Below are 23,194 nucleotides of genomic sequence, written 5' to 3' on the forward strand. Positions count from 1 at the left end.
CTTTTGCTTTCTTGGCAGCCGAGTGCTCAGGATGAGGTGTGAGAAGAAATGCTCTTTGGGGCACATCAGTGGTAGGTGGTATAGGCCAGCACAATGAACTATCCGCCCATAAGGGCGGATAGGTAAGCCATCATGTCTGTTCCGACTCTGCCAAGCGCCGCCGCTGCTGCCAGCGGGCATGGGCCTCTTCGGAGTAGGTGCGCGACGGCGTTCGCTCCATGCCGGCCCCCGCCGTGCCCAGGCTCACCAGGCGCAGCAGAGAGGCCGTCGCCAGGATGACGATCAGCAGCGCCGGAAAGCCCCCCAGGTTCGATAGCATCTTGATGCCCTCCACCCCGACGAAACTGGTCATGATCCAGGCCACGGTGCCGATCGTGATGCCCCACAGCACCTTGAGCGGGAGTCGACGCGCGGCATCATCATCGTCGCCGTCGCCGGCCAGCGCCGCCTGACTGCCGTTGCTGCAGAGCTGACTGATCGCTTCGGTGTTGGAGTCGGCGGCCGTCACGTAGGACAGGAAGGCAATCGCCAGGAAGGCTGCGGCGCTGAGGCCGCCCAGGGGGAGTTCGTCGAGGAGTGCGTAGACCATGGCGCCCGGGCCATTTTCCTGGAGTAGCGCTTGCATGGTCCCGCCCGCGGCCAGGTCCAGGTGCAACATGCTGCCGCTGGTGACCGAGACATAGGCAATGGCGAACAGTGCGGGGGCCACCAGGTTGATCAGCATGAACTGGCGTACCGTATAGCCTCGCGAGATTCGGCCGAGGAAGAGCGCCGTGATCGGGGCCCACGCCATCCAGTTGGCCCAGTAGAAGACGCTCCAGCTCTTCGGCCAGGGATCGTCGGCCAGGGCGCCGGTGAACAGGCTCTTTTCCAGGAACTGTCCGACATAGGCACCGCTGGCCTCCACGCCGTAGCCAAGGATGTCACGCGTCGGGCCAAACAGGAAGATGAAGGCCATGAAGACAAAGAAGGCGCGCGTATTGAGGGCCGAGAGTGCGGCGATGCCGCGCTGCAGGCCGCTGGCGGCCGAGGCGGTGAACATCGCCACGATCGCCAGGGTCACGATGCCCAGCGCCAGCGGCCCGGTGCCGGTGCCGAGGAAACGGTCGACGCCGCCGGCCAGGGTCATGACGCCGGTGCCCAGCGACGAAGCCATGCCGCAGACCAGCGCAAACAGGGCTAGGGCATCCAGCAACCGTCCCGGGCGGCCGATGAGGCGGTCACCCAGGATGGGTGTGAACAACGAACCCAGCGAGAAGGGCTTGCCCATGTTGTAGTGGGCGATGGCGAACATCACGGCGGGCACGGTGTAGATGGCATAGGGAGTGAAGGACCAGTGCAGGAACATGGTCGACAGGGAGAAGCGTGCCGCATCCAGGCTGTTGGCCGCGATATCGAGTGACGCCGGGGGGGAATGCAGATGATAGAGCGGCTCGGCGGTCGACCAGAACATGATGCCCACCGCCACGGTGGTGCACAGGGTGATCGAAAACCAGCGCCATGCCGAGAGCATCGGTCGGGCGTTTTCACCGCCGATGCGGGTGCGGCCCAAGGGTGACAGGAAGACGATCAGGCAGGTCAGGACCATGGCCAGTGAGGTCAGGGAAAACAGCCAGCCGACATTCTCGAGAATGGCGGTATTGAGCCCTCCCGTCACGTCGAGGAAGCTTTCCAGATCGATCATGCTGGCGCCCACCGCCAGCATCAGCAGGATAAAGGGGGGCCAGAAGACCAGTGGTCGCATCTGATGGAACATAGCGACTCCTTTTTTGTAGGTGGACGTGGTGGCGGGGCAAGAGGCCCCTAGCAGGCTGCCCTCCAGGGCAGTCGCCGCGTGGGCCAATGCTGCACTGGAGGGCAGTCGCTTCCGTCGGAAAACACAGGCAAAGGGGCCGTGCCGACTACTTTGATGGGTTATTGATAGGTGGCCTGGTCGGCACGTGTGGCGGCCAGGCGCTCCTCATCCAGCTCAAGGCCGAGACCCGGCGCCTCCGACAGGGTCAGCCAGCCCTCGCCATCCGCCAGAAGGGGCTTAGACAGCGGGAAGTCACGCTTCTCGGGCGTCCATTCGGGCGGGTCGAGCGGGTACTCCAGGTAGGGCGCGCCCTCGCTCCCGACGGCACCGGCGGTCAGGTGCAGGTTGGCGATCACCCCGATGCCATTGCCCCAGGTATGCGGCGTGAAGAGCTTGCCGGCGTCGACGATCTCGCGGGCCAGACGTGCCAGTCCCAGCATGCCTACCGAACAGACGGCGTCGGGCTGATAGACGTCCAGGCAGCCCTGGCGCAGCATTTCCTGGAACTCGTAGGGCTCTCGCGTCATCTCGCCGCCGGCGATCCTCAGGGATGTCGCCTCGGCGAGCCTTGCCATGCCGGCATAGTCGCCCCGATACAGCGGCTCCTCCATCCAGTAGACCCGCTGGCGCTCCAGCTCGCGAGCCACCTCCAGCGCCTGGTCGAACTGCCAGGGCGTCTTGACGTCCCAGGGCATCCGCCAGCCCTGGTTGCAGTCCACCATCAGTTCCAGGTCGTCGCCGACGGCGCGGCGCACGGCGCCGAGCACGGCCAGGTCATCCTCCAGGCGAGGGCGACCGAAGCGCAGCTTCAAGGCCGGGATGCCGGCCTCACGGACTTGCTCGGCCAGGGCCACTACTTCCTCTAGGGGGCGATGGGTGCCACTGGAGGCATAGGCGCGCAGGCGGTTCGAGACGCCGCCCATCAGGCGCCAGACCGGGGTCTCGAGGATCTTGCCGGCGAGATCCCACAGGGCGACCTCGAGCGGCCAGCAGCGCCCGGCATGAAAGCCGATGTTGTCGATCACGCCGGCATGGCGCTCCAGATCCAGTGGATCCTCGCCGATGAACAGGTGACGAAAGTCATCGAAGCCGTACATGACATCGCCAGATCCGATCCCTTCGCGTCCTTCGCTGTCGATCACCCGAACCAGGGTCGCCGGGAAGCGGCGGCGCGGCTGGCTGTCCCAAGCGGCAGGGAAGGGCGGGTCGAGCTCGAACTGGTGGTGGCTGATCTCGATACGGGCGATGCGGCTCGACTGGCCCGGGGCCGTGAAGAGGGGGACACGGGCGTCGTTCAATGCGGCTGTCATGCGACGGCCCCCTCTGTCGTCGTCCGGGTGTCCAGCAGGCGCTGCCGGCGGCGCTGAAAGGTAGCCACGGTGAGCTCGGCCAGCGGCTGCCAGTCATCCTCCTCGGGGATGCGCGCGGCATTGTTGGCCATGGGAGCGTTTTCCTCGGCCTGCATCACCTCGGCCAGCGTCGCGGCGTCCATCTCCAGGTCCAAGAAGGGAACGAGGGCCTGGTCGAAGGCGCTGGCATCGGCCAGCTCGGTGAACAGCCCGGGCAGGGCATCCGCGCTGCTGCCCGGCATCAAGGCATGGGCGCTCGGGTCGAAGATGGCCTCATGGCCCTCGATCGACCAGGCAAGCGAGGCCTCGACGGCGAGCGCCACGGCCACGCCATGAGGCAGGTGGTAGAGGCTGCCGAGGGCATGGCCGATGTTGTGCGCGATCCCGGTACCGCCATTGTCGATGGCCATGCCGGCGAGGCAGGCGGCTTCCTGCATCTGCTGGCGAGCCTCGAGGTTTGCGGGGGCATGCACCGCCTCTGACAGGGAGGCCCCGATCAGGCGAATCGCGGCCAGCGCCTGACTCTCGATCAGGTGATTGCGGTTGCGGCCGGTGGTGGCTTCCAGGGCATGCACGAAGGCATCCAGCCCCGTGGCCGCGGTCAAGGCAGCCGGAAGCGAGCGCGTGAGTTCGGGGTCGAGCAGCACGGCCTCGGGGAGTAGCTCGTCGCCCCAGGCCCAGAGCTTGCGCCCGGTGCCGTCGGCCAGGATGGAGGTCCGAGTGACCTCGCTGCCGGTGCCCGATGTGGTCGGGATCATCACCGCTGGCGCCTTGCCGACCCAGGGGCTGCGGCCCAGCAGATAGGTCTCCATCTTTCCGGGGCTGGCGGCCAGCGCTGCCACCAGCTTGGCGATGTCCAGGGCGGTACCGCCGCCGATGCCGAGTACCAGGGGGGCATCGAGCTCGCGCACCATCTGCGCCGCCTGGTCGACGGTGGCCACGCTGGGCTCTCCGGCGGGGGCGATGAAGCGGATGACCTCGGCATCCTGCTCGAGCTCGGCCAGGTAGGGGGCCAGCATGCCGCTGGCCTCGAGTCCGGCATCGGTGATCAGCAGATAGCGCTCGGCACCCTGTTGCCGACGCAGTTCCGGCAGTCGTGCCATACAACCCGGACCCGCGATGACGTGGGCCTGGCGACCGTTCTCGTAATCTTGCTGCATGCGGGGCTCCTCAGATCTCGATCCAGGTGGTCTTGAGCTCGGTGTACTTGTCGAAGGCATGCAGGGACTTGTCGCGACCCTGTCCCGACTGCTTGAAGCCCCCGAAGGGCGCATTGATGGAGGTGTGGTCGTAGCAGTTGACCCAGACGGTGCCGGCCCTCAGTGACCGGGCGGCACGATGACCATTGCTCAGGTTGTCGGTCCAGATGGCAGCACCGAGGCCGTAGTCGGTGTCATTGGCGATGGCGATAGCCTCGTCCAGCTCATCGACGGTGAGTACCACCAGCACCGGGCCGAAGATCTCCTCGCGGGCGATGCGCATGTCGTTACTGACCTCGTCAAGCACCGCCGGCGTGAGGTAGTAGCCGCCGCTATCACGGCGCACCCTTTCGCCACCGAAGCGCAGCTTGGCACCCTCGCGCTGGCCTTCGGCCAGGTAGTGCTGGACCTTCTCCAGCTGGGGCTCCTCGATCATGGCGCCGATCTGGTTGTCGGGGTCGAGGGGGTCGCCTGGCTCAAGCTTCCTGGCCCAGCTTTCCAGTCGCTCCAGCAGGGCGTCCTTGATCTGGCGATCGACGATCAGCCGGGTACCGGCATGGCAGGTCTGACCCTGGTTGTACCAGACGCCATAGGCCACATACATGGCGATCTTGTCCAGGTCCTCGACGTCTCGGGTGACGATGTGCGGGCTCTTGCCGCCACACTCGAGGCCGATCCGCTTCATGTTGGATTCCGCCGAATACGCCAGGAAGCGCTTGCCGATCTCGGTGGACCCGGTGAAGCCCACCGCATCGATGTCCATGTGTCGCCCCAGGGCTTCACCGGCCTCATGGCCCAGGCCGGTGATCACCTGAAAGGCGCCGGCGGGAATGCCCGCCTCACTGGCCAGCGCGGCGACCCGCAGGGTGGCGAGGTTGGATTGTTCGGCGGGCTTGAGGATCAGCGAGTTGCCGGCGCCCAGGGCGGGACCGATCTTCCAGCCGGCGATGATCAGCGGGTAGTTCCAGGGCACCACGGCGGCGACCACGCCCACCGGCTCACGATCGATCATGCAGACGCTGGAAGGCCCGTTGGGGGCGGTCTCGCCGTAGAGCTTGTCGAGGGCTTCGGCATAGTAGCGCAGGCCACCGACCAGCCCCGGCACATCGACGCTGGTGGTCTGGGAGATCGGCTTGCCCGTTTCCAGGGTCTCGAGCAGGGCGATCTCGTCCGCGTGGCGCTCGATCAACTGCGCCCAGGCGAGCATCCTGGCCTTGCGCTCGGCCGGCGGCAGGTCACGCCAGGTACCGGCGTTGAACGTCTTGCGGGCGTTGGCGACGGCGCGGTCGACGTCCTGGGCCTGGCAGGCGGCTACGCGGGTGAGAGGCTCGCCGGTGGCCGGGTTCTCGGCCGTGAAGGTGGCACCATCGGCGGCATCGCAGAACTCACCGCCCAGATAGGCCTGGTGGGGCAGGGGCAGGGTGCGGGCGAGGTGTTGCCAATCGGTCAAGGAGCGCTCGCTCATCGTGTCGTTCTCCCTAGGGTATGGACAGCCGCCGCATCCTAGGGGGGCTGCGGTAGCGAAACAAACGACCATTATGCAGAGATGGTATTCATAAAAGTCATCCAGGATGCGGTATCCTCCCGAAAATCACGTTATATTTTCATTTGGCACGAGTTTTTTGAGGGGGGAGACATGCAGCGATCGCTGCCACCATTGAATGCGCTCAAGGCCTTCGAGGCCGCCGCCCAGTGTTTGAGCTTCACCCAGGCAGCGACGCGCCTCTGCGTCACGCAGAGCGCCGTGAGCCGCCAGGTCAAGTTGCTGGAGGAACAGCTGGGGGTGGCACTGTTCGATCGCAGCGGTGGCCAATTGAGGCTCACCGCCGCGGGCCAGCGTCTGTTGCCGGTATTGCGCCAATCCTTTGATCGGATTGCCTGGACGGTGGGCGGCTTGGGCGATCAGCAGGCGCTGTCACGGCTGAAAATCAACGTGCCGCCGACCTTCGCCAGCCGCTGGCTGGTGCCCCGGCTGGGCCGTCTCAATGCACTGCATCCCTCACTCGAGCTGTCGATTACCACCCGCTTCGAGGATGACCTGCTGGATCGCAACGAACTGGATGGGGCGATCCGTTTCGGTGCGGGCGAGTGGCCGGACATCGATGCCGAGCTGCTGCTGCAGGAAACGCATGTCGCGGTCTGCGCTCCCCATCTGCTCGAGGGGCGGCGCGGCCGTGAAGTGGATCTGACCCGACACACCCTGTTGCATGTGCTGCGCGACGATGACCGGTTCCATACCTGGGAGCACTGGCTGCAAGCGGCGGGCATCGACGGCGTGGAGACAGGTCGAGGCCTGGCCTTCGATGTGCTCGAGCTCGCCATTCAGGCAGCCATCAATGGGGTCGGGGTGACGGTGGCCGATCGGCACATGATTGGCCGTGAGCTGATGCGGGGCGACCTGGTCCAGTTGCTGGATGTGGAGGTCACCGGCCATCAATCTTATTGGCTGGTGACGCGCCATGAGCAGCAGGAGTCCACCAACATGGCGCTGTTTCGTCGCTGGCTGCGGCAGGAGGTCAGTGACCCGCCGTCCGATTTCTCCGAACAGGCCTGAGGCGAAAGCCGACGATCAGGGATCGCCGGCATTGGCGCACGAGTCATCCATGGTGAGCAGTTCCCTGATCAGCGCAATCAGGTCGTCCCCGGCAGGGTGCTGGAAGCTCGGCGAGCGGTGCAGTTCCAGCTGCGCCGGCGGCAAGGGAGGCAGGCCCAGTGGCTCATCGAGGACCTGCCAGTCGACCGGCAGGGTGCGGCGGTCGGCCACGGTCACGGCGTTGCGCTGGTTGACGGCCATGCGCAGCCCGGTCGGACTCTGGCTGGTGTATTGCAGCGACCACTGCCGCCCCTGGCGAGTCAGGCTATCCAGGGCGCGCTGACGGTAGGGGCAGTGATCCGGAAACAGCGCCAGGGGAAGCGGTGACCCTGCGTCGTGCTGGAAGTCACGATGCGCGGTCCAGACCAGGGACTCGGTGCCCAGGACGTCCCCGTTGCCATGGTTGGCATGACGCACCGTCAGTGCCAGGTCGAGCTCTCCGCTTTCCAGGGCCTCGATCAGTTCGCTGGACATGCGGCAGTGGATATGGGGCCGGATGCGCGGGTGGCGCTGAGCGAAGCGGTCCAATAGCCGTGGGAGCCAGGCCTCGGCGTAATTCTCGGGCAGCCCGAACCGAATCACTCCCTCCCGATCACCATGGCCAAGCGCACTGATGGCCTCTCGCTGCAGCTGCAGCAACCGACGCGCATAGACCAGGAAGGTCTCGCCGTCCGAGGTCAGGTGCAACTGCCGACTGGTGCGATGCAGCAGTGGAACGCCCACTCGCTCCTCGAGGGTACGAATGCGCTGGCTGATGGTCGACTGCGTCTTGTGCAGCTGGCGAGCCGCCGCCGTGAATCCCTCGTTCTCGATCACCGCCACGAAGGCGCTGAGCAACTCGGTGTCGAGGATCGGCAGGTTCTGGCCATCGTCTTTGTCGATGGAATGCATCGGAACGAATCGTTTCCTCGATGATTGAAGTTTCCCCACTATGCCGCTGAATCCAAGACGAGACCAGCGTCGACTGGTCGACCCTTTCCCCGTGACCGTGGAGGACCCCGATGCTCACCGCACAGCAATTGGCCGATGCCGAGCGCCATGATCTGACCGACCTGGTCGATAGCGAACGCTATCCCCTCGACCGTCCCGACGATCCCGCCCTGCTATCGGTCATCGCCAAGGCGCGCGCCGACCTGGATCGAGAGGGCTGTGCGGTGCTGCGTGGCTTCATGCGTGAGGATCGCCTGGCTCAGATGCGCGGGGAGTGTCAGGAGCTGGCCGAGAAGAGTTTCTACAATACCCGGGAAGTCAACGCCTACTTCACCGCGGATGATCCGACGCTTCCCGAGCAGGATCCCCGCCGCCTGTTCATGACCCGGACCAGCGGTTTCGTGACCCGCGACATGATCACGGCCGATCGCATCATGCAACGGCTGTATGTCTCGCCGGGCATGAAGTCCCTGGTGGCGCGCTGCCTCGGCGAGGAGCAGGTCTACGAATATGCCGACCCCTATGCCGGGCTGGTACTCAACGTGCTGCCCGAGGGTACGGAACAGCCGTGGCATTACGACACCAATGAATTCATCGTCACCATGATGACCCAGGCACCGGAGGCCGGCGGCAGCTTCGAGTACTGCCCGGACATTCGGACGCCGCAGGATGAAAACTATGCCGGCGTGGGGGCGGTGATTCGCGATGAGGACCGCGAGGGCGTGCGTCGGCTGGACCTGCAGCCCGGGGATCTTCAGCTGTTCAAGGGGCGCTTCAGCCTGCATCGGGTGACTCGCGTCGAGGGGGCCACCCCGAGATTGACGGCGATCTTCGCCTACTCCCAGTCACCGGGTGTGGTCGGTCGGCTCGAGCGCACGCGCCAGCTGTATGGCCGGGTCTCGGAGCTCCACATCCAGGCCGAGCAGGATCGCGCCGAACGCGTCGATGGCCTGCTTGACTGACCCTTTTCCCAACGTATCGCTTTGGAGCACCGCTGATGAACATGGATCTAGCCGCACTGGGCATCCTGGCCCCCACCCATCGCCCCGAGGACTGCGAGCCAACGCGGGAGGAGATCCCGCAGATCCTGTGCGATCGACTCGGGCGCGTGAGGGCACAGCTCAAGGCGCGCGATATCTCTGCCGCCGTGCTGTTCGACCCGGCGCACGTGCGCTATGCCACCGGCTCGCGCAACATGCAGGTCTACAGCTCCCGCAACCCGGCGCGCTATGCCTTCGTGCCGGCCGAAGGGCCGGTGGTGCTGTTCGAGTTTTCCGGGTGTGAACACCTGGCCTCTCATCTTCCCACCATCGACGAGATCCGGCCGGCCAAGGCCATCTCGTACTACTTCAACGAACGAAACACCCATGCCGTGACGGAGGCCTGGGCCGACGAAATCGACGATTTGATCCAGCGCCAGTGCGGTGGTGGCGGCAAGGTAGCCCTGGAGAGCGCCACCTCCCAGGCGGCCTTCGCCCTCAAGGAGCGCGGCTACCGAGTGCTGGATGCCCAGGAACCCCTCGAACAGGCGCGTGCCTACAAGGTGCCCAACGAGATCAAGATGATTCGTTCCTCACTGCGCGCGGTCGAGGATGGGGTGCGGCAACTGGAGGCGGCTATCCGCCCCGGTGTGACCGAGAACGAAGCCTGGTCAAAGCTTCATCAGCACATCATCGCCACCGACGCGGACTTCGTCGAGACACGTTTGATGAACTCGGGGCCCAGGACCAACCCCTGGTTCCAGGAGTGTTCCGACCGTCGCATTCAAGCCGGGGAGCTGGTGGCGCTGGATACCGATGTGGTCGGACGCTATGGCTACTATGCCGACTTCTCGCGCACCTTCCTCTGTGGTCGTGATCAACCGACCCAGGCGCAGAAGGGTCTGTATCGAATGGCCTATGACCAGATTCGGACCAACATGGCCAACCTGAAGCCGGGGGTCAGCTTCAAGGAGTACGCCGAGCGCGCCTGGCAGATTCCCCCCGCCTACAAGTCACGCCGCTACTTCGCCCTGGCACATGGCGTCGGCATGAACGGGGAATATCCCTATATCGTGCATCGTGAAGATATCGACGATAAGGGGTACGACGGCATCATCGAGCCGGGCATGACCCTCTGTGTCGAGAGCTTCATCGGCCATGAAGATGGCGGGGAAGGGGTAAAGCTCGAGGAGCAGCTCTATATCCGGGAAGACGGCCAGGTAGAGCTGTTGTCGGATTATCCTTTCGATGCTCGACTGCTGGGATAATCGCCCCAAGATTGCGCCATAGCTCATGAGATGCTGCATTCCTTTAACTCATGCAGGTTATGAGAAATGCGCCGCTTTGATGGAAGTGATCTCATGCTAGTCTTGGCTCATCGCTATTCCAATAATCAGATGAAGGAGATTCCATGAAGAAGTTATCCGCGACTCTCTTGGCGCTCGGTGTCATGTCTGCCGGCACGGTGTCCGCAGCCAGTGACAAGTCACTGACGATTGGTACCAATAACTGGGCCGAGAATATCGCCGTGGCCAACATGTGGAAGATCCTCCTCGAGGAGGAACATGGCTATGACGTCGAGTTGTCGGATGTTGGCAAGAGCGTGCTCTATAGTGGCCTCGCCAGCGGAGACTTCGATCTTTCTCTTGAAATCTGGCTGCCGACCACGGATGCGCCGTTCCTGGAGCCTTATCGTGATAGGATCGATGTCCACGATATCTGGTATCGGGGAACCGGCCTGGGCTTGGTCGTACCCAGCTTCGCCGATATCGACAGCATTCCCGAGCTTCAGCAGCAGGCGGAAAGCTATCAGTATCAGGGGCGCCCCGCCATTCTTGGCATCGATCCAGGATCGGCGATTGCCGGACTGACGGAAGATGCCATCGATGCGTACGAGCTGCCCATGAATCAGGTCAACAGTTCCGGGCCGGCGATGATGGCGGCTTTAGATAGTGCTTATGAGCGTAATGAACCTGTCGTTGTCACGCTGTGGAGCCCGCATTGGGCTTTTGCCGAGTACGATCTCAAGTACCTCGAGGATCCGCAGGGCATCTATGGCGAGAACGAGGATATCTATTGGATGGCTCGTCCTGGGCTGGATGAGGAAGATCCTTGGCTGACGTCACTGCTCAACGCCTGGAATATGGACGATGATAGCCTTGGTTCCCTGATGGCGCGTATCGAGGAAGTGGGTGATCCTGAAGAGGGTGCCAAGGAGTGGATCGACGAAAATCGTGAGATAATCGATGGCTGGTTTGCCGAGGCGTCGAGCTAGCCCTCCAACGTATTGATCAAGACTCTTGAGATATCGAGCCGGATGAATTTTTTCATCCGGCTCGAATTATCTTGTGCGTTAGATCGTGGGGACGTCGCATTCTATTGAGACGTGCTTCACCAAATTCGGGCATCGATCCCCTTTCTGCCGTCAGAGATGTGGCTCCGCCACTGAATGGCCTCACCGCGGCTTACTGGCGGCTTTACCCAGAGTGTTCTGCTGCCCGTTCAGCGGTGGGGGAGTCGCGATGGCCAGAGGTGCCGAGGGACTCGAGGGCGCGGGCCATGTCCTCCGCGAGCTCTTCGACGGCCTGCCTGTCGACATCGCGCTGGGCGAAGGCCCGCAGCCCCATGACGTCGGCCTGAAGGCGGCGGGCGAGGCGCCGGGTATCGAGGTCATCGGGCAACTCGCCTTGCCGGCGGGCCGTTTCCAGGGCCTGGTGGAAGCGCGCCTCCATGCCGGCCAGCAGGGTATTGACGTGCTCGCGCGCCGCCGCCTCGCGCTCATCGAGTTCCAGCAGGCTCTTCACCAGCATGCAGGCTCGGCTGGGCAAGGCCTGGTCGTAGAGCGTGCCGAGGCCACGCAGGTAGTCGGCCAGGGCTCGCAGCGGCGTGGGGCCCTCGGCCAATGCCCGCTCCAGCTCGGCAAGCCCCAACCGCGTATAGCGCTCCAGCGATTCGCGAAACAGCTTCTCCTTGCTGCCGAAGTGGCTATAGATGCTGCCCGGGCGCATGTCGAGGGCGCGCTCTATGTCCTTGAGCGAGGTGGCATGGAATCCCTGGCGCCAGAACAGCTGCATGGCCTGGTCCAGCGCGGTGTGACGGTCGTACTGGCTGGGGCGAGACATGGCGCTCTCCGGATTCGCGAGTGGATGGCTCGCGCATGAATATTGAGTGATCACTCAAATTGTAGCTTGAGTGATCACTCAAAAACAGCTAGCCTCCTGAATCGTGGTGGGGACGCCCCCTCCTGTGCCCCATTTTGAGCGATCGCTCAAAATGGGTGGGTGCAGGGCTTTCCCCTGGTAACACTCTTCCCGAAGGAGCACGACATGAGCGATTTTTCCCTGCATACCCCTGAGACGGCCCCGGCCGAGAGCCAACCGCTGCTGGAGAACTCCCAGAAGAGCTTCGGCATGATCCCCGGGCTGCACGCCGTGATGGCCGAGGCGCCGACGCTGCTGGAGGGCTATCAGGTTCTCCACGATCTCTTCCAGCGCACCAGCTTTGATGCCGACGAGATCACGGTGGTTTGGCAGACGATCAACGTCGAGCATGCCTGCCATTACTGCGTGCCGGCCCATACCGCCATCGCCAAGTCGATGAAGGTCGATGACGCGATCACCGAGGCCCTGCGCAACGAGACGCCGCTGCCCAGCGATCGTCTCGAGGCGCTGCGGACCTTTACCCTGGCGATGGTTCGAGAGCGCGGCGAGGTGGATCAGGCCACCGTGCAGCGTTTCCTCGACGCCGGCTTCACCCGCCAGCAGGTGCTGGAGATCGTCCTGGGGCTCGCCCAGAAGGTGATGAGCAACTACACCAACCATCTGGCCGAGACGCCGGTCGATGCGCCCTTCCAACCCTTCGCCTGGGAAAAGGCCAAGGGGTAACGGGGCATCGGTGGCGAGGCCACCGCCGCCCGAGCGAGCGGTCCCGCCGCCGCGAGGTCCGCTCGCCAGTATCGAGAAAACGCCACGAGACGGCCGAGGGATCGGCCGCCTCGTGGCGTGTGGGGCGGGTGCGTCAGGCGTCAGGCGAATCCTTCGAGCACGATCTTGCCCCTGGCCTTGCCGCTCTCCAGCAGCGCATGGGCTCGCTTGAGGTTCGCCGCATTGATGGTGCCGAAGGCCTCGGTGGCGGTGGACTGGATCATGGCGGTGTCCAGCAGGCCGGCTACCCTGTCCAGAATTTTCCCCTGCCGGTCGAGGTCGGCGGTGGTGAAGAGGGCGCGGGTGAACATCAGCTCCCAGTGGATGGAGGCCGCCTTGGTCTTGAACGGCAGCACGTTCAGCGTCTCGGGATCATCGATCAGGCCGAAGCGCCCCTGAGGGGCCACCAGCTCCGCCACCTGTTCGGCGTATTGCCCGGAATGGGTGGTCGAGAACACGAAGCCGGGCTGGCCGATGCCCAGCGCCTCGATCTGTGCCGGCAGCGGCCGGCGGTGATCGACGACGTGATGGGCGCCCAGCGCCTCGACCCATGCCCGGGTTTCCGGGCGCGACGCCGTGGCTATCACGGTCAGGTCGGTCAGGGCGCGCAGTAGCTGGATGGCGATCGAGCCCACGCCGCCGGCACCACCGATGATCAGCACCGCCGGCGCCGCGCCGGGCACCGGCTCGGTGACCCGCAGGCGGTCGAACAGCATCTCGAAGGCGGTCAGGGTGGTCAGCGGCAGGGCGGCGGCCTGGGCGGCCGGCACGGACTTCGGCGCGTGACCGACGATGCGCTCATCGACCAGGTGGTATTCGCTGTTGGTGCCGGCCCGGCTGATGTCGCCGGCGTACCAGACCTTGTCGCCCGGTGAGAAGCGTGAGGCGCTGTCGCCCACGGCGACGACTTCGCCGACCGCGTCCCAGCCCAGCACGGCGGCCTGGCCCTCGGCCGGGGCCCGGTTCTGGCGAATCTTGTAGTCCACCGGGTTGACCGAGACGGCCTCGACCTTGACCAGCAGGTCATGGCCGGTGGCGGTCGGGGTAGCGAGTTCGAGATCGACCAGGGCGTCATCGCGGTCGATGGAACCGGGTTCAAAGTAGCCAATGGCTTTCATGGGGACTTACTCCTTGCATCAGGGATCATTTACCGCAGGGGCGCGGCGGATGCATGGCCCAACGGTCAGGCGGGCCAGCGTTCGTTGCGCCGGGTGAGGGCATCATAGGGTCGTCGAGATGCCGTAAAAACCGGCCGAGAGCGAAGACATAATCCGGTTGGGCCGGATAATCACGAGGCGGCACTCCACCGCCTCTCCGGGGCTTCGGAATCAGGGCTTCGGAATCAGGGCGACAGCGTCAGGATGTAAGGCTGGCCGCCGTACGCTTCGTTGACATGGCGTCGTGCCCGGGAAGCGGAAGGCCCGCCCGTGCCGCGACGTCCTGCCACTTGCGGTATCCTCGTTATCTCGCACAGGCGGAAAACGGCCTGTGATCGCCAACACCTTCCGGTGAGTCCGTAGAATGCTGCTCGACAACATTGCGCTGTTCCTGACCATCGTGGAGAAGGGCAGCCTGACGGCGGCGGGGCGCGAGGTCGGCCTGTCGCCGACCTCGGTCTCGGAGCGTCTGGCCGCGCTGGAGGCGCACTACGGGGTGGTGTTGCTCAACCGGACCACCCGCGCCCTCAGCCTCACCGAGGAGGGGCGCACCCTGGTCGACGGTGCCCGGGAGCTGTTGAACGGCGTGGCCGACCTGGATACCCGCATCCGCCACGGTGCCGAGACCCTGACGGGGCCGATCCGCTTGAGTGCGCCGAGCGACACGGGGCGTCATCTGCTCTCTCATGCCTTGAGCACGTTTCAGGACCGGCATCCGGGCATCCGGATCGAGCTGCTGCTGTCGGACGGCTATGTCGACATCGTGGGGGAGGGCGTCGATCTGGCCCTGCGTCTCGGGGCCATCATGGACAGCAGCCTGAGGGTGCGCGCCCTGGGCGATGCCCGGCGGCTGGTCTGTGCGTCACCGGCCTATCTCGCGACCCACGGGGTGCCTCGCGAGCCCGCCGATCTCCGATCACGCAACTGCCTGGTGATGCGCTTCGGACAGAACCTCGACAACCAGTGGCGCTTCGAGACCCCGGCGGGGCCTCAGATCGTGACGGTGCAGGGCGATCGCGTTGCCAATGACGGGGCGATGGTTCGGCAATGGGGGCTGGAGGGCCGGGGGATCGTGCTCAAGTCGGAGCTGGACGCGGCGGACGACATTCGCCGCGGCCGGCTGATCGAGTTGCTGCCCGACTACGCGGCGGCTCCCGTCCCGGTGCAGCTGCTGTTCCCCCCGGCGCGCACCCAGCCGCACCGGGTCAAGGCGCTGGCCGATCATCTGATCGACACCTTTGCCATGCGGGAGGCCCTACCCCGCCAGCGCTGAATCTGGCGGGACAGGCCAGGGCTCGCCTCACCACCTCGTCGATGGCCTGAGGCGGCGGGAAGAGCATCCGGCACCTGTCCGGCGTCGACGCATGCTCCCCCTTCAGGAGGCAAGCGGGTGGCCGAAAGAGCGGATGAACGCCAGGAACGTCTGGAAAGTTCCCGCAAGACTTTCAAGCTTTGGCTGAAACAGATTCCCGGTATCGTGCATAAAACATTGCCCCGTGGCCGGGTAGGGTGGCCGGAGTCGGCCAGAGGTCGATGATTTCGTCATTCCCTCCGTCACCCGAAGGAGCCTTTATGCCATCCCTTGCCCCGAAGCGCCTCGCGGCACTGCTACTGTCCCTGTCCTGTTCCGCCGCCATGGCCGGCCCGGAGATCACGCCGCACGACGAGGTCCCGTGGAGCCCGCTGAATCCGGCGCGAGGCGACCAGAGCCCCCAGGCTGGTGCCCTGTGGGGCGATCGCACCACGGCATCCGGACCCGCCGGCTTCCTGGTCGAGTTCAAGGACGGTTTCGCTTCGCCGGAACACATCCACAACATCACCTACCGCGGCGTGGTCATCAGTGGCGAGATCCACAATGACGATCCGGCGGCGGCCAACCAGTGGCTGCCCAGCGGCTCCTTCTGGATCCAGCCGGCAGGCGAATCCCATATCACCGCCGCGGCGGGGGATCGTAACCTGGCCTATATCGAGATCGACAACGGCCCCTACCTGGTCCAGCCCTCGAGCGAGGCCTTCGACAACGGCGAGCGGCCGGTCAACGTGGACGAATCCAACCTGGTCTGGCTCGATGCCAGCGACATCAACTGGCTGCCGCAGGCGGGCGTGTCAGGAGAGGGGCCGGCCCCCCGGGTCGCCTACCTGTGGGGCGAGACCGACCCGGGACAGGACAACGGCCGACTGATCGAGATGCCGGCCGGCTTCTCCGGCGCGCTCGAGAGCGAGGGCGATTACCTGCACGCCGTGGTGGTCAAGGGTAGTCCCCGGGTGGACGGTGACGACGAGGCCCTGGCGCCGGGCAGCTACGTCGGCACAGAGAGTGACGAGCGCATCTCGCTCTCAGCCGACGGCGAGTCGCCTGCCGTGCTCTACGTGCGGACCAATGGGGCGCTGGAGATTCGCTAGGGGAGATCCGTCAGCCCGCCCGTGAGTGTTCGGCACGCCGGTGGCGACGCCCCGGGGCGGGCTGATGCCCTGCATGGCGAGCGATACTCGCTGGACATGACGCCTTTCCACGCCCGCCGCATCGCGCCGTGGCGTCCGGTCGCCCGTCCAGCCTGGTGATCTCGGCACGCCACGGAGGCACTATGCGTCGGCGACGTCGACCTCGAGCACGATCTTGCCGACATGACGCTTTTCCTGGAACAGCGCCTGCGCCTCGCCGATCTTCTCGAGGGGCAGGGACGTCGCCACCAGGGGGGCAATGCGGCCCTGCTCGATATGGGCGATCAGGTTGGCGAAGACCACGGGCTCCAGCACCGTGCAGCCCAGCAGGCGCAGGTCCTTGAGGTAGAGCGTGCGGACATCCAGCTCGACGATCGGGCCGGCGATGGCGCCCGAGACGGCGTAGCGGCCGTGGCGGCGTAGCACCTCCAGGTACTGCGGCCACTGCTCGCCGGCGACGAGGTCCACCACCACATCGATGCTGTTGGCGTCGATGACCTCGTTGAGGACGTCCTCGCGGCGCACGATCTCGTCGGCGCCCCGTTCACGCAGCATCTCGGCCTTGTCGGCGCCGGTGATGGCGATGACATGCGCCCCGCGGGCCTTGGCCAGCTGGACGGCGGCCGAGCCGACCCCGCCGGAGGCGCCCGTGACCAGCACCCGTTCCCCCGCGGCCACCTCGGCGCGAGTCAGCAGGTTCTCGGCGGTGGAGTAGGAGCAGGGGAAGGAGGCGAGCTCGACGTCGCTCAGCGCACTGTCGATGCGGCAGGCGTGCCGTGCGGCCACGGTGGTGTATTGTGCGAACCCGCCGTCGCACTCGGAGCCGAAGTACCAGGGCGGGTCCAGCGGCTCGCCGCGATGCTCCCGGAGGCAGGGCTCGATCAGTACCCGCTCGCCGATCCGCTCCGGGCTGACGCCATCCCCGACCGCGGCGATCCGGCCGCAGACGTCGGCCCCTTGAATGCGCGGGAACTGGAGGGGCTTGCCGGACCAGCTGGCATCCTCGCCGTCGGCGTCGCCTTTCGAGTACCAGGCGAGCCGGGTGTTGATGTCGGTGTTGTTGACGCCGGCGGCGGCGACGCGAATCAACACCTCGCCCGGCCCGGGCTTGGGCACGGGAATATCGTGACGGGCGTGCAGCACCTCGGGGCCACCATGGCCGGTGAGCTGGATGCCGAACATCGTGTCAGGCAGCGTCATTGTCGGTTCTCCTCATCAGTTGGTAGGCAGCCGTCTGGGCCGATCGGATGGCCTCCTCGCCCAGGGTGGGCCAGGCGGCCGAGGCTCCTTCGTGAAGCAGGAAGAGTTCGCCCGCCAGTGCCTCGCGTCCGCTCAGGGTCGCCAGCAGCCGGCGTATCTCGTGCTTGTGCCGTTTCACCGAATCATTGACCCGCGCGTTGTGGGGAAAGGCCGCGAAGGCGCTCATCGACAGGCAGCCATGGGGCGCTTCGTGCTCCATCCACTGGGCCAGGCGCTGGAACAGCTCGGTGATGGCCTCGGCCCCCGGGCACGAGACATCCCTCGTCAGGAAGGCGAGATAGCGGGCATGGCGATGATCCAGGGCGCCGATCACCATGGCCTCCTTGGAGGGAAAGTGGCGATACAGGGTCCGCATGCTCACCCCGGCGGCCTCTTTGATCTCGGGCACGCTGGGCGTGGCGAAGCCCTGCTGGCTGAAGAGCGCCTCCAGCCGTGCCGCGATCTGATCCTTGTCCATGTCATGCCTCATCGGTAGAAAGGTCTTTCTACCTCTAGGGTAGAATGATCTTTCTACATTCGTCAACGCTGGGGGCGGATATCGGGTACAGGGATCTCGGCCGACATCGATGACGCGCTCGGCGGGGGGGCAGGGCGTCCCGAGCTTGCCCCGCCGGCGCCCTGGCGTACACAATTAGCCGTTTAACTAATTGCTCAGGAGGCGCGTCATGGAACGCCTGTTTATCTACGGCACACTGGGACCGGGCGGGCCCAATGAACACGTGATGCAGGCCATCGGCGGCCACTGGCAGCCGGGTCGCATCAAGGGTCGCCTGCGGGAGGCGGGGTGGGGCGCCGAGATGGGCTACCCCGGCCTGGTGCTGGATGAGGCCGGCGACGACATCCCGGGCCACGTCTTCGTCTCCGAGGCTCTGCCCGATCACTGGGCGGCGCTGGACGACTTCGAGGGCGCCGAGTACCAGCGCACCCCGGTCACCGTCCGCCTCGCCGAGGGAGGCTCGGTCGAGGCCTACGTCTACGCCCTGCGTTGAGCGTCGAGGGCCGCGCATCGCGTGACCAAGGGCCAGGTGATCCTGACGCGCCACCTGGTCTTCTCGCGTTAAGCGCGTACCATGATGTCTTCGTGTCAATGATGAATCGTGTCAGGTGACTGGATACGATCGTCTTGCCCTGGGCGCTTTCGAGGGCGTCGTTACTGCCCCTTTTCACGACTGGATGCGATCGACATGTCCTACTCCTCCTCGGCCAGCGTGCGGCTCGATCGAGCCGGGATCCTTGCCGGCTTGCGGCGCATGGCCCCGATATCGCTCTTCACCATGGCCTTCGGGCTCGCCTTCGGGGTTGCCGCGTTACATCGCGGCATGTCCGATATCGAGGCGGTGCTGATGAGCGGCCTGGTCTTCGCAGGGCCCGCCCAATTTGCGGTGCTCGAGATGTGGGGGCCCGGCATACCGGTCGTGGCGCTCATCGCCACGACCTTCGCCATCAACGCTCGCCACTTGCTGATGGGGGCGTCCATCTATCCCTGGGTCTGCCATCTGCCTCCCCAGCAACGCTATCTCGGCCTGAGCCTGCTCAGTGACTCGAACTGGGCCATGGCCGCCTCGGATTACCAGCGCGGCGAACGCAACGTGGGCGTCCTGGTCGGCGCCGGGCTGGCGCTGTGGCTCGCCTGGCTGCTGGGCACCCTGATGGGGGTCGTGTTCAGCAGCGGTATCACCGAGCCCGAGCGCTTTGGTCTGGACGTGATCATGAGCTGCTTTCTGCTCGCCATGCTGTTGGTCGGCAAGCGGGATCTCTGGGTGCTGCTCCCCTGGGGCGCGTCGGCCCTCGCGGCCCTCGCGGCCCTCGAGTGGCTGCCCGCCAATGCTCACGTGGTGGTCGGCGCCCTGGCGGGCGGCATCATCGGCCTCTGGATGCCGCCACGCTCCGCCACGCGGAGGGCCGCTTCATGACGCTGCCTGTCACCCCGGCGGGGGCCTTCACGGCCATCGTCCTCATGGCCCTCGTCACCTACCTCACCCGCGTGGGGGGCGTGCTGGTGATGTCGTGGGTGCCGATCGGCCCCCGTGTCGAGCGGTTCATCAACGCCATGGGAGGCGCCGTGCTGGTCGCCGTGATCACGCCCATGGCGGTCAACGGAGACCCTGGCGCTCGCCTGGCCCTGGTCGCCACCCTGGTCGTGATGCTGGCGACGCAGAAACCGCTGTTCGCCATCGCGGCCGGCGTCGCGTCCGCTGCTCTGTGGCGTCTCCTGTGAGACGCGCGCTGTCTTGCTGATCCTGTGCGGTCGCCATCGGACGCTCGATCCGCCGACGACGCCCTCGTTTTTCGCCGTAACGCGCCGGCGAGGCGATCAGGCACGGTTCCGAGTCGCGTGGCCTCCTGCCGGGGTATCCCAGTAGGGCGGGTCGCCATAGTACGCGGCGAAGTAGTCGAGGAAGGCCCTCACCTTCGGCGCCAGCTGGCGCGTACTGGGATAGACGGCCCAGATGTTCGTCTCGCTGCTCAAGGGGGTGTCCTGGAGGATGGGGACCAGCTCGCCCCGTGCCAGGTGACGATAGACGCTCCAGGTGGAGTTGATCGTCACGCCGAGCCCATCGACGCAGGCATCCCGGACGGCTTCGCCGTTGTCGGTGCGAAGTCGCCCCCGGGTCTTGATGGTCACGGGGCCGCGATCGGTCTCGAAGCTCCACTGCTCGAGCCCCATCAGGTGAATGCAGTCGTGATCCTTTAAGGCGTGCGGGCTATCGGGCTCGCCGCAGCGGGCCAGGTAGTCCGGCGAGGCGCAGAGGATGCGTCGGTCCGGCGCCAGCCGACGCGCGATCAGGCTGGAATCCTCCAGCGCCGAGTTGCGAATGGCGATATCGAAGCCGCCCTCGACCAGGTCCACGATGGTATCGGTCAACCGCAGGTCGATGGTCAGCTCGGGATAGCGAGCGAGCAGGCCCTTCAGGCCGGGCACCAGGTGCATGCGTCCGAAGGAGGCGGGCGCCGTGACCCTGAGCGTGCCGCTGGGCGTGGTGCTGCCCACGCCGACCGACGCGCGCGCCGCCTCGGCACTGGCCAGCACCTCTTCCGCGTGGGGAAGAAACGCCTCGCCATCTTCCGTCAGTGACACCTGACGCGTGGTGCGATGCACCAGACGCACCCCCAGGGTGCTCTCCAGCTTGCGGATGTGGGCGCTGGCCACGGCGGGGGAGATGCTCAGCTCCTGGCCCGCGCGCGAGATGTTGTGGGTCGCCGCCAGGCGGACAAAGAGCCGAAGATGGTCGAGGTTCACGGTAGGCTTTCAACCCAATCAATAAATTCATCGGTGATGATACTGGCTTATCAACGAAGCGGCCGCCACGTGTTCTCTCGTGTCATTGCCTCACGCTTCGGGTGTGTCGAGGGCCTCACGCACCACCTCCAGGAAGGCCGCCACCAGGCGCCGCTCGCTCTGCTGGCGCAGGCAGACCAGGGTCTCGGTCATGCAGTGGCCGCTGTCCTCGATGGCGAGCCGGTGCATGTCGGGATGGTGGCCGGCCTCGGCCGCCGAGACGATCCCCACCCCGAGCCCCGCCGCCACCAGCTCGAAGACGGCCTCGCGCCCCTCGGCTTCGATGGCCGGCGTCAGCGCCATGCCCGCCGCGCGCAGCTCCGCCTCCAGGCCCTGGCGAGTCATCGAGCCGCGCTCGCGCAGCACCAGCGGGGCCCGAGCGAGGTCGGCCAGGCGGATCGAGCGCCAGCGGGCCCAGGGGTGGTCCGTGGGCACGAAGGCGATCAGCGGGGCGCGGCTCAGCTCCACGCTCAGCAGGCGGGGATCCTCCACCGTGCGGCCCAGCACGGCGAAGTCGGCGCGGTGCTCGAACAGCCGGGAGAGGGCCGCATCGGTGTTGCCGGTCATCAGCTGGAAGCGCACCCCGGGATGGCGCGCCTGGAAGCGGGCGATGAAGCGCCGCACGTGCATCGACGAGTCCACCGCCAGGGTGAGCTTGCCCGACTGAAGGTCCCGGGCGCCGGCCAGCAGCGATTCGGCCTCGTCGGCGGCGGCGAACAGCCGCTGGGTGATGCCGAGCAGCCGCTCGCCGAGGTCGGTGAGTGCCACCGTGCGCCGGCTGCGGCGCAGCAGGCTGACCCCGAAGCGCTCCTCGAGCTTGCGCACCTGGTCGGAGACCGCCGGCTGGCTGAGGCAGAGGCGCTCGGCGGCGCGGGTGAAGCTGCCGTGGACGGCCACCGCATGGAAGGCGCGCAGCTGCGCGTGGGAGAGCGACATGGTTTCACTATAAGTTCAGCTTGTATCAAAGATACGATAAATCGATTTTATCTATGGTCAAGCGACTGGTCTGATGGGCGCCACTTCCCTTTGATCCATTTCCCTTTGAGAGATAGCCGGAGCCGCCCATGTCCCTTGCCGCCGCCATGCCCCCCGTCGACGAGCCCGGCCAGGACGCTCCCTACCTGCTGACCCCCGGTCCCCTGACCACCAGCGATACCATCAAGGCCGCGATGCTCCACGACTGGGGCTCCTGGGACGATGACTTCAACCGCCTGACCGCCGAGGTCCGCGCCCAGCTCCTCGAGATGGCCGGCGCCTCGGAGGACGCCTACGCCTGCGTGCCCCTGCAGGGCAGCGGCACCTTCGCCGTGGAGGCGGCGCTGGCCACCGCCGTCGATCGCCACGGCAAGGCCCTGGTGCTGGCCAACGGCGCCTACGGCCAGCGCGCCGCCAAGATCCTCGGCTACCTGGGCCGCGAGCACGTGGTGCTCGACAAGGGCGACTACCTGCCGCCCCGGGGCGAGGAGGTGGCCGCACGCCTCGACGCCGACCCCGAGATCACCGACGTCTTCCTGGTCCACTGCGAGACGAGCTCCGGCATCCTCAACCCGCTGGCCGAGATCGCCGAGGTGGTCAAGGCCCGGGGCAAGGGGCTGATCGTCGATGCCATGAGCTCCTTCGGCGCGGTGCCGCTGAGCGTCGAGGCGGTGCCCTTCGACGTCCTGGTCTCCTCGGCCAACAAGTGCCTCGAGGGTGTGCCGGGCTTCGGCTTCGTGATCCTGCGCCGCGACCTGCTCGAGGCCAGCACCGGCCGCGCCCACTCGCTGAGCCTCGATCTCCTCGAGCAGTGGCGCTACATGGAGCGTACCGGCCAGTGGCGCTTCACCCCGCCGACCCACGTGGTCGCCGCCTTCCACACGGCGCTGGCCGAGCACCGCGACGAGGGCGGGGTGGCGGGGCGTCTGGCCCGCTACACCCGCAGCCGCGAGCGGCTGGTGGCCGGCATGCGCGAGCTGGGCTTCGCGACCCTGCTCGAGGATCGCTGGCTGTCGCCGATCATCACCACCTTCGTAAGCCCCGGCCATCCCGCCTTCGACTTCGGCCGCTTCTACGCCGAGCTCAAGGCGCGGGGCTTCGTCATCTATCCGGGCAAGCTGACCGAGGCCGAGAGCTTTCGCATCGGCTGCATCGGCCGCCTGGATGCCGCGGTGGTCGAGCGCCTGCTCGTCGCCGTGCGCGAGGCGCTCGACGCCATGGGCGTCGACGACTGCCGTCCGACGGCCTGAGCCGCCATTTCCCTTTGCGACAACCCACTGAAAGCACGTCGCTCTTCAGTGAATACACGCC

General features: G+C 66.0%; 22 protein-coding genes. 11 read left to right on the forward strand and 11 right to left on the reverse strand.

The features are described from left to right. Positions 1 to 130 precede the first annotated feature (130 nt). The 4 genes from FIU83_RS05685 to FIU83_RS05700 form a co-directional block, all read right to left on the reverse strand. On the reverse strand, positions 131 to 1,843 hold the full coding sequence (locus FIU83_RS05685) for a BCCT family transporter (protein WP_253939550.1): 1,713 nt from the start codon (positions 1,841 to 1,843) through the stop codon (positions 131 to 133). 71 nt (positions 1,844 to 1,914) lie between these two features. After that, positions 1,915 to 3,105 carry a mandelate racemase/muconate lactonizing enzyme family protein gene (locus tag FIU83_RS05690; protein WP_152483150.1) on the reverse strand — a complete coding sequence of 397 codons (1,191 nt, stop codon included), beginning with the start codon at positions 3,103 to 3,105 and terminating at the stop codon, positions 1,915 to 1,917. Further along, complete coding sequence (locus FIU83_RS05695; RefSeq protein WP_152483151.1) at positions 3,102 to 4,304, reverse strand: iron-containing alcohol dehydrogenase; 1,203 nt, start codon at positions 4,302 to 4,304, stop codon at positions 3,102 to 3,104. The genes FIU83_RS05690 and FIU83_RS05695 overlap by 4 nt, the downstream gene beginning before the upstream one ends. Before the next feature lie 10 nt (positions 4,305 to 4,314). Then, positions 4,315 to 5,808, reverse strand: coding sequence for an aldehyde dehydrogenase (locus tag FIU83_RS05700; RefSeq protein ID WP_152483152.1), 1,494 nt, complete (start codon positions 5,806 to 5,808; stop codon positions 4,315 to 4,317). 171 nt (positions 5,809 to 5,979) lie between these two features. On the opposite strand from FIU83_RS05700, the gene gcvA reads away from it, so the two are divergent. Then, on the forward strand, positions 5,980 to 6,897 hold the full coding sequence (gcvA, locus tag FIU83_RS05705) for a transcriptional regulator GcvA (RefSeq protein ID WP_152483153.1): 918 nt from the start codon (positions 5,980 to 5,982) through the stop codon (positions 6,895 to 6,897). A 15-nt stretch (positions 6,898 to 6,912) separates the two neighbouring features. Here gcvA and FIU83_RS05710 read toward each other — a convergent pair whose 3' ends face one another. Next, entirely contained in the window at positions 6,913 to 7,827 is a 915-nt protein-coding gene (locus FIU83_RS05710) for a LysR substrate-binding domain-containing protein (RefSeq protein WP_152483154.1), read from the reverse strand. Positions 7,828 to 7,937: 110 nt separating this feature from the next. On the opposite strand from FIU83_RS05710, the gene FIU83_RS05715 reads away from it, so the two are divergent. From FIU83_RS05715 to FIU83_RS05725, 3 genes are all read left to right on the forward strand, one after another. Continuing rightward, a complete protein-coding gene (locus FIU83_RS05715; RefSeq protein ID WP_152483155.1) occupies positions 7,938 to 8,828 on the forward strand; it encodes a hypothetical protein in 891 nt (296 codons plus the stop codon). 35 nt (positions 8,829 to 8,863) lie between these two features. Next, a complete protein-coding gene (locus FIU83_RS05720) occupies positions 8,864 to 10,114 on the forward strand; it encodes a Xaa-Pro peptidase family protein (protein WP_152483156.1) in 1,251 nt (416 codons plus the stop codon). A 143-nt stretch (positions 10,115 to 10,257) separates the two neighbouring features. Next, positions 10,258 to 11,121: a glycine betaine ABC transporter substrate-binding protein gene (locus tag FIU83_RS05725; RefSeq protein WP_152483157.1), complete on the forward strand. Its 864-nt coding sequence runs from the start codon at positions 10,258 to 10,260 to the stop codon at positions 11,119 to 11,121. Between the two features lie 202 nt (positions 11,122 to 11,323). On the opposite strand, the gene FIU83_RS05730 is transcribed toward FIU83_RS05725, so the two are convergent. Continuing rightward, positions 11,324 to 11,968, reverse strand: coding sequence for a TetR/AcrR family transcriptional regulator (locus tag FIU83_RS05730; protein WP_152483158.1), 645 nt, complete (start codon positions 11,966 to 11,968; stop codon positions 11,324 to 11,326). A gap of 204 nt (positions 11,969 to 12,172) precedes the next feature. Here FIU83_RS05730 and FIU83_RS05735 point away from each other — a divergent pair, with 204 nt between their 5' ends. Continuing rightward, positions 12,173 to 12,730 (forward strand): carboxymuconolactone decarboxylase family protein, encoded by a 558-nt coding sequence (locus tag FIU83_RS05735; protein ID WP_152483159.1) that lies wholly within the window; start codon positions 12,173 to 12,175, stop codon positions 12,728 to 12,730. Positions 12,731 to 12,870: 140 nt separating this feature from the next. Here the strand turns inward: FIU83_RS05735 and FIU83_RS05740 are convergent, their stop codons facing one another. Next, positions 12,871 to 13,887, reverse strand: coding sequence for a zinc-binding alcohol dehydrogenase family protein (locus FIU83_RS05740; protein ID WP_152483160.1), 1,017 nt, complete (start codon positions 13,885 to 13,887; stop codon positions 12,871 to 12,873). A gap of 403 nt (positions 13,888 to 14,290) precedes the next feature. Here FIU83_RS05740 and FIU83_RS05745 point away from each other — a divergent pair, with 403 nt between their 5' ends. Together FIU83_RS05745 and FIU83_RS05750 are read left to right on the forward strand one after the other, a co-directional pair. Continuing rightward, positions 14,291 to 15,199, forward strand: coding sequence for a LysR family transcriptional regulator (locus tag FIU83_RS05745; RefSeq protein ID WP_152483161.1), 909 nt, complete (start codon positions 14,291 to 14,293; stop codon positions 15,197 to 15,199). Positions 15,200 to 15,498: 299 nt separating this feature from the next. Further along, positions 15,499 to 16,329 (forward strand): DUF4437 domain-containing protein, encoded by an 831-nt coding sequence (locus FIU83_RS05750; RefSeq protein ID WP_216645067.1) that lies wholly within the window; start codon positions 15,499 to 15,501, stop codon positions 16,327 to 16,329. Between the two features lie 180 nt (positions 16,330 to 16,509). Here the strand turns inward: FIU83_RS05750 and FIU83_RS05755 are convergent, their stop codons facing one another. Next, positions 16,510 to 17,568 carry an alcohol dehydrogenase family protein gene (locus tag FIU83_RS05755; protein ID WP_152483162.1) on the reverse strand — a complete coding sequence of 353 codons (1,059 nt, stop codon included), beginning with the start codon at positions 17,566 to 17,568 and terminating at the stop codon, positions 16,510 to 16,512. Further along, positions 17,555 to 18,085 carry a TetR/AcrR family transcriptional regulator gene (locus tag FIU83_RS05760; protein WP_152483163.1) on the reverse strand — a complete coding sequence of 177 codons (531 nt, stop codon included), beginning with the start codon at positions 18,083 to 18,085 and terminating at the stop codon, positions 17,555 to 17,557. The genes FIU83_RS05755 and FIU83_RS05760 overlap by 14 nt, the downstream gene beginning before the upstream one ends. Before the next feature lie 208 nt (positions 18,086 to 18,293). On the opposite strand from FIU83_RS05760, the gene FIU83_RS05765 reads away from it, so the two are divergent. From FIU83_RS05765 to FIU83_RS05775, 3 genes are all read left to right on the forward strand, one after another. Continuing rightward, on the forward strand, positions 18,294 to 18,617 hold the full coding sequence (locus FIU83_RS05765; RefSeq protein WP_152483164.1) for a gamma-glutamylcyclotransferase: 324 nt from the start codon (positions 18,294 to 18,296) through the stop codon (positions 18,615 to 18,617). Between the two features lie 195 nt (positions 18,618 to 18,812). Further along, positions 18,813 to 19,541, forward strand: a complete 729-nt coding sequence (locus FIU83_RS05770; RefSeq protein WP_152483165.1) for an AzlC family ABC transporter permease — start codon at positions 18,813 to 18,815, stop codon at positions 19,539 to 19,541. Beyond that, the gene (locus FIU83_RS05775) at positions 19,538 to 19,846 is read left to right on the forward strand and encodes an AzlD family protein (RefSeq protein ID WP_152483166.1); all 309 of its coding nucleotides are present in this window, start codon (positions 19,538 to 19,540) and stop codon (positions 19,844 to 19,846) included. The genes FIU83_RS05770 and FIU83_RS05775 overlap by 4 nt, the downstream gene beginning before the upstream one ends. A 96-nt stretch (positions 19,847 to 19,942) precedes the next feature. Here the strand turns inward: FIU83_RS05775 and FIU83_RS05780 are convergent, their stop codons facing one another. Beyond that, positions 19,943 to 20,869, reverse strand: a complete 927-nt coding sequence (locus FIU83_RS05780; RefSeq protein WP_152483167.1) for a LysR family transcriptional regulator — start codon at positions 20,867 to 20,869, stop codon at positions 19,943 to 19,945. Between the two features lie 90 nt (positions 20,870 to 20,959). After that, positions 20,960 to 21,844 (reverse strand): LysR substrate-binding domain-containing protein, encoded by an 885-nt coding sequence (locus FIU83_RS05785; protein ID WP_152483168.1) that lies wholly within the window; start codon positions 21,842 to 21,844, stop codon positions 20,960 to 20,962. A 128-nt stretch (positions 21,845 to 21,972) separates the two neighbouring features. Between FIU83_RS05785 and FIU83_RS05790 the strand changes: the two genes are divergently transcribed. Continuing rightward, positions 21,973 to 23,133 (forward strand): 2-aminoethylphosphonate--pyruvate transaminase, encoded by a 1,161-nt coding sequence (locus tag FIU83_RS05790; RefSeq protein ID WP_152483169.1) that lies wholly within the window; start codon positions 21,973 to 21,975, stop codon positions 23,131 to 23,133. Positions 23,134 to 23,194: the final 61 nt, after the last annotated feature.

It is taken from the genome of Halomonas sp. THAF5a, from assembly GCF_009363755.1.
Classification (GTDB): Bacteria; Pseudomonadota; Gammaproteobacteria; order Pseudomonadales; family Halomonadaceae; genus Halomonas.

Excerpts from the sequence above, each read along its gene's own strand:
- FIU83_RS05760 (WP_152483163.1), bottom strand. The coding sequence starts at position 18,085 with ATGGACAAGGATCAGATCGCGGCACGGCTGGAGGCGCTCTTCAGCCAG.
- FIU83_RS05765 (WP_152483164.1), top strand. The coding sequence starts at position 18,294 with ATGGAACGCCTGTTTATCTACGGCACACTGGGACCGGGCGGGCCCAAT.
- FIU83_RS05720 (WP_152483156.1), top strand. The coding sequence starts at position 8,864 with ATGAACATGGATCTAGCCGCACTGGGCATCCTGGCCCCCACCCATCGC.
- FIU83_RS05790 (WP_152483169.1), top strand. The coding sequence starts at position 21,973 with ATGTCCCTTGCCGCCGCCATGCCCCCCGTCGACGAGCCCGGCCAGGAC.
- FIU83_RS05715 (WP_152483155.1), top strand. The coding sequence starts at position 7,938 with ATGCTCACCGCACAGCAATTGGCCGATGCCGAGCGCCATGATCTGACC.
- FIU83_RS05700 (WP_152483152.1), bottom strand. The coding sequence starts at position 5,808 with ATGAGCGAGCGCTCCTTGACCGATTGGCAACACCTCGCCCGCACCCTG.
- FIU83_RS05770 (WP_152483165.1), top strand. The coding sequence starts at position 18,813 with ATGTCCTACTCCTCCTCGGCCAGCGTGCGGCTCGATCGAGCCGGGATC.
- FIU83_RS05730 (WP_152483158.1), bottom strand. The coding sequence starts at position 11,968 with ATGTCTCGCCCCAGCCAGTACGACCGTCACACCGCGCTGGACCAGGCC.
- gcvA (WP_152483153.1), top strand. The coding sequence starts at position 5,980 with ATGCAGCGATCGCTGCCACCATTGAATGCGCTCAAGGCCTTCGAGGCC.
- FIU83_RS05745 (WP_152483161.1), top strand. The coding sequence starts at position 14,291 with ATGCTGCTCGACAACATTGCGCTGTTCCTGACCATCGTGGAGAAGGGC.
- FIU83_RS05690 (WP_152483150.1), bottom strand. The coding sequence starts at position 3,105 with ATGACAGCCGCATTGAACGACGCCCGTGTCCCCCTCTTCACGGCCCCG.
- FIU83_RS05775 (WP_152483166.1), top strand. The coding sequence starts at position 19,538 with ATGACGCTGCCTGTCACCCCGGCGGGGGCCTTCACGGCCATCGTCCTC.
- FIU83_RS05755 (WP_152483162.1), bottom strand. The coding sequence starts at position 17,568 with ATGACGCTGCCTGACACGATGTTCGGCATCCAGCTCACCGGCCATGGT.
- FIU83_RS05695 (WP_152483151.1), bottom strand. The coding sequence starts at position 4,304 with ATGCAGCAAGATTACGAGAACGGTCGCCAGGCCCACGTCATCGCGGGT.
- FIU83_RS05740 (WP_152483160.1), bottom strand. The coding sequence starts at position 13,887 with ATGAAAGCCATTGGCTACTTTGAACCCGGTTCCATCGACCGCGATGAC.
- FIU83_RS05735 (WP_152483159.1), top strand. The coding sequence starts at position 12,173 with ATGAGCGATTTTTCCCTGCATACCCCTGAGACGGCCCCGGCCGAGAGC.
- FIU83_RS05785 (WP_152483168.1), bottom strand. The coding sequence starts at position 21,844 with ATGTCGCTCTCCCACGCGCAGCTGCGCGCCTTCCATGCGGTGGCCGTC.
- FIU83_RS05750 (WP_216645067.1), top strand. The coding sequence starts at position 15,499 with ATGCCATCCCTTGCCCCGAAGCGCCTCGCGGCACTGCTACTGTCCCTG.
- FIU83_RS05725 (WP_152483157.1), top strand. The coding sequence starts at position 10,258 with ATGAAGAAGTTATCCGCGACTCTCTTGGCGCTCGGTGTCATGTCTGCC.
- FIU83_RS05710 (WP_152483154.1), bottom strand. The coding sequence starts at position 7,827 with ATGCATTCCATCGACAAAGACGATGGCCAGAACCTGCCGATCCTCGAC.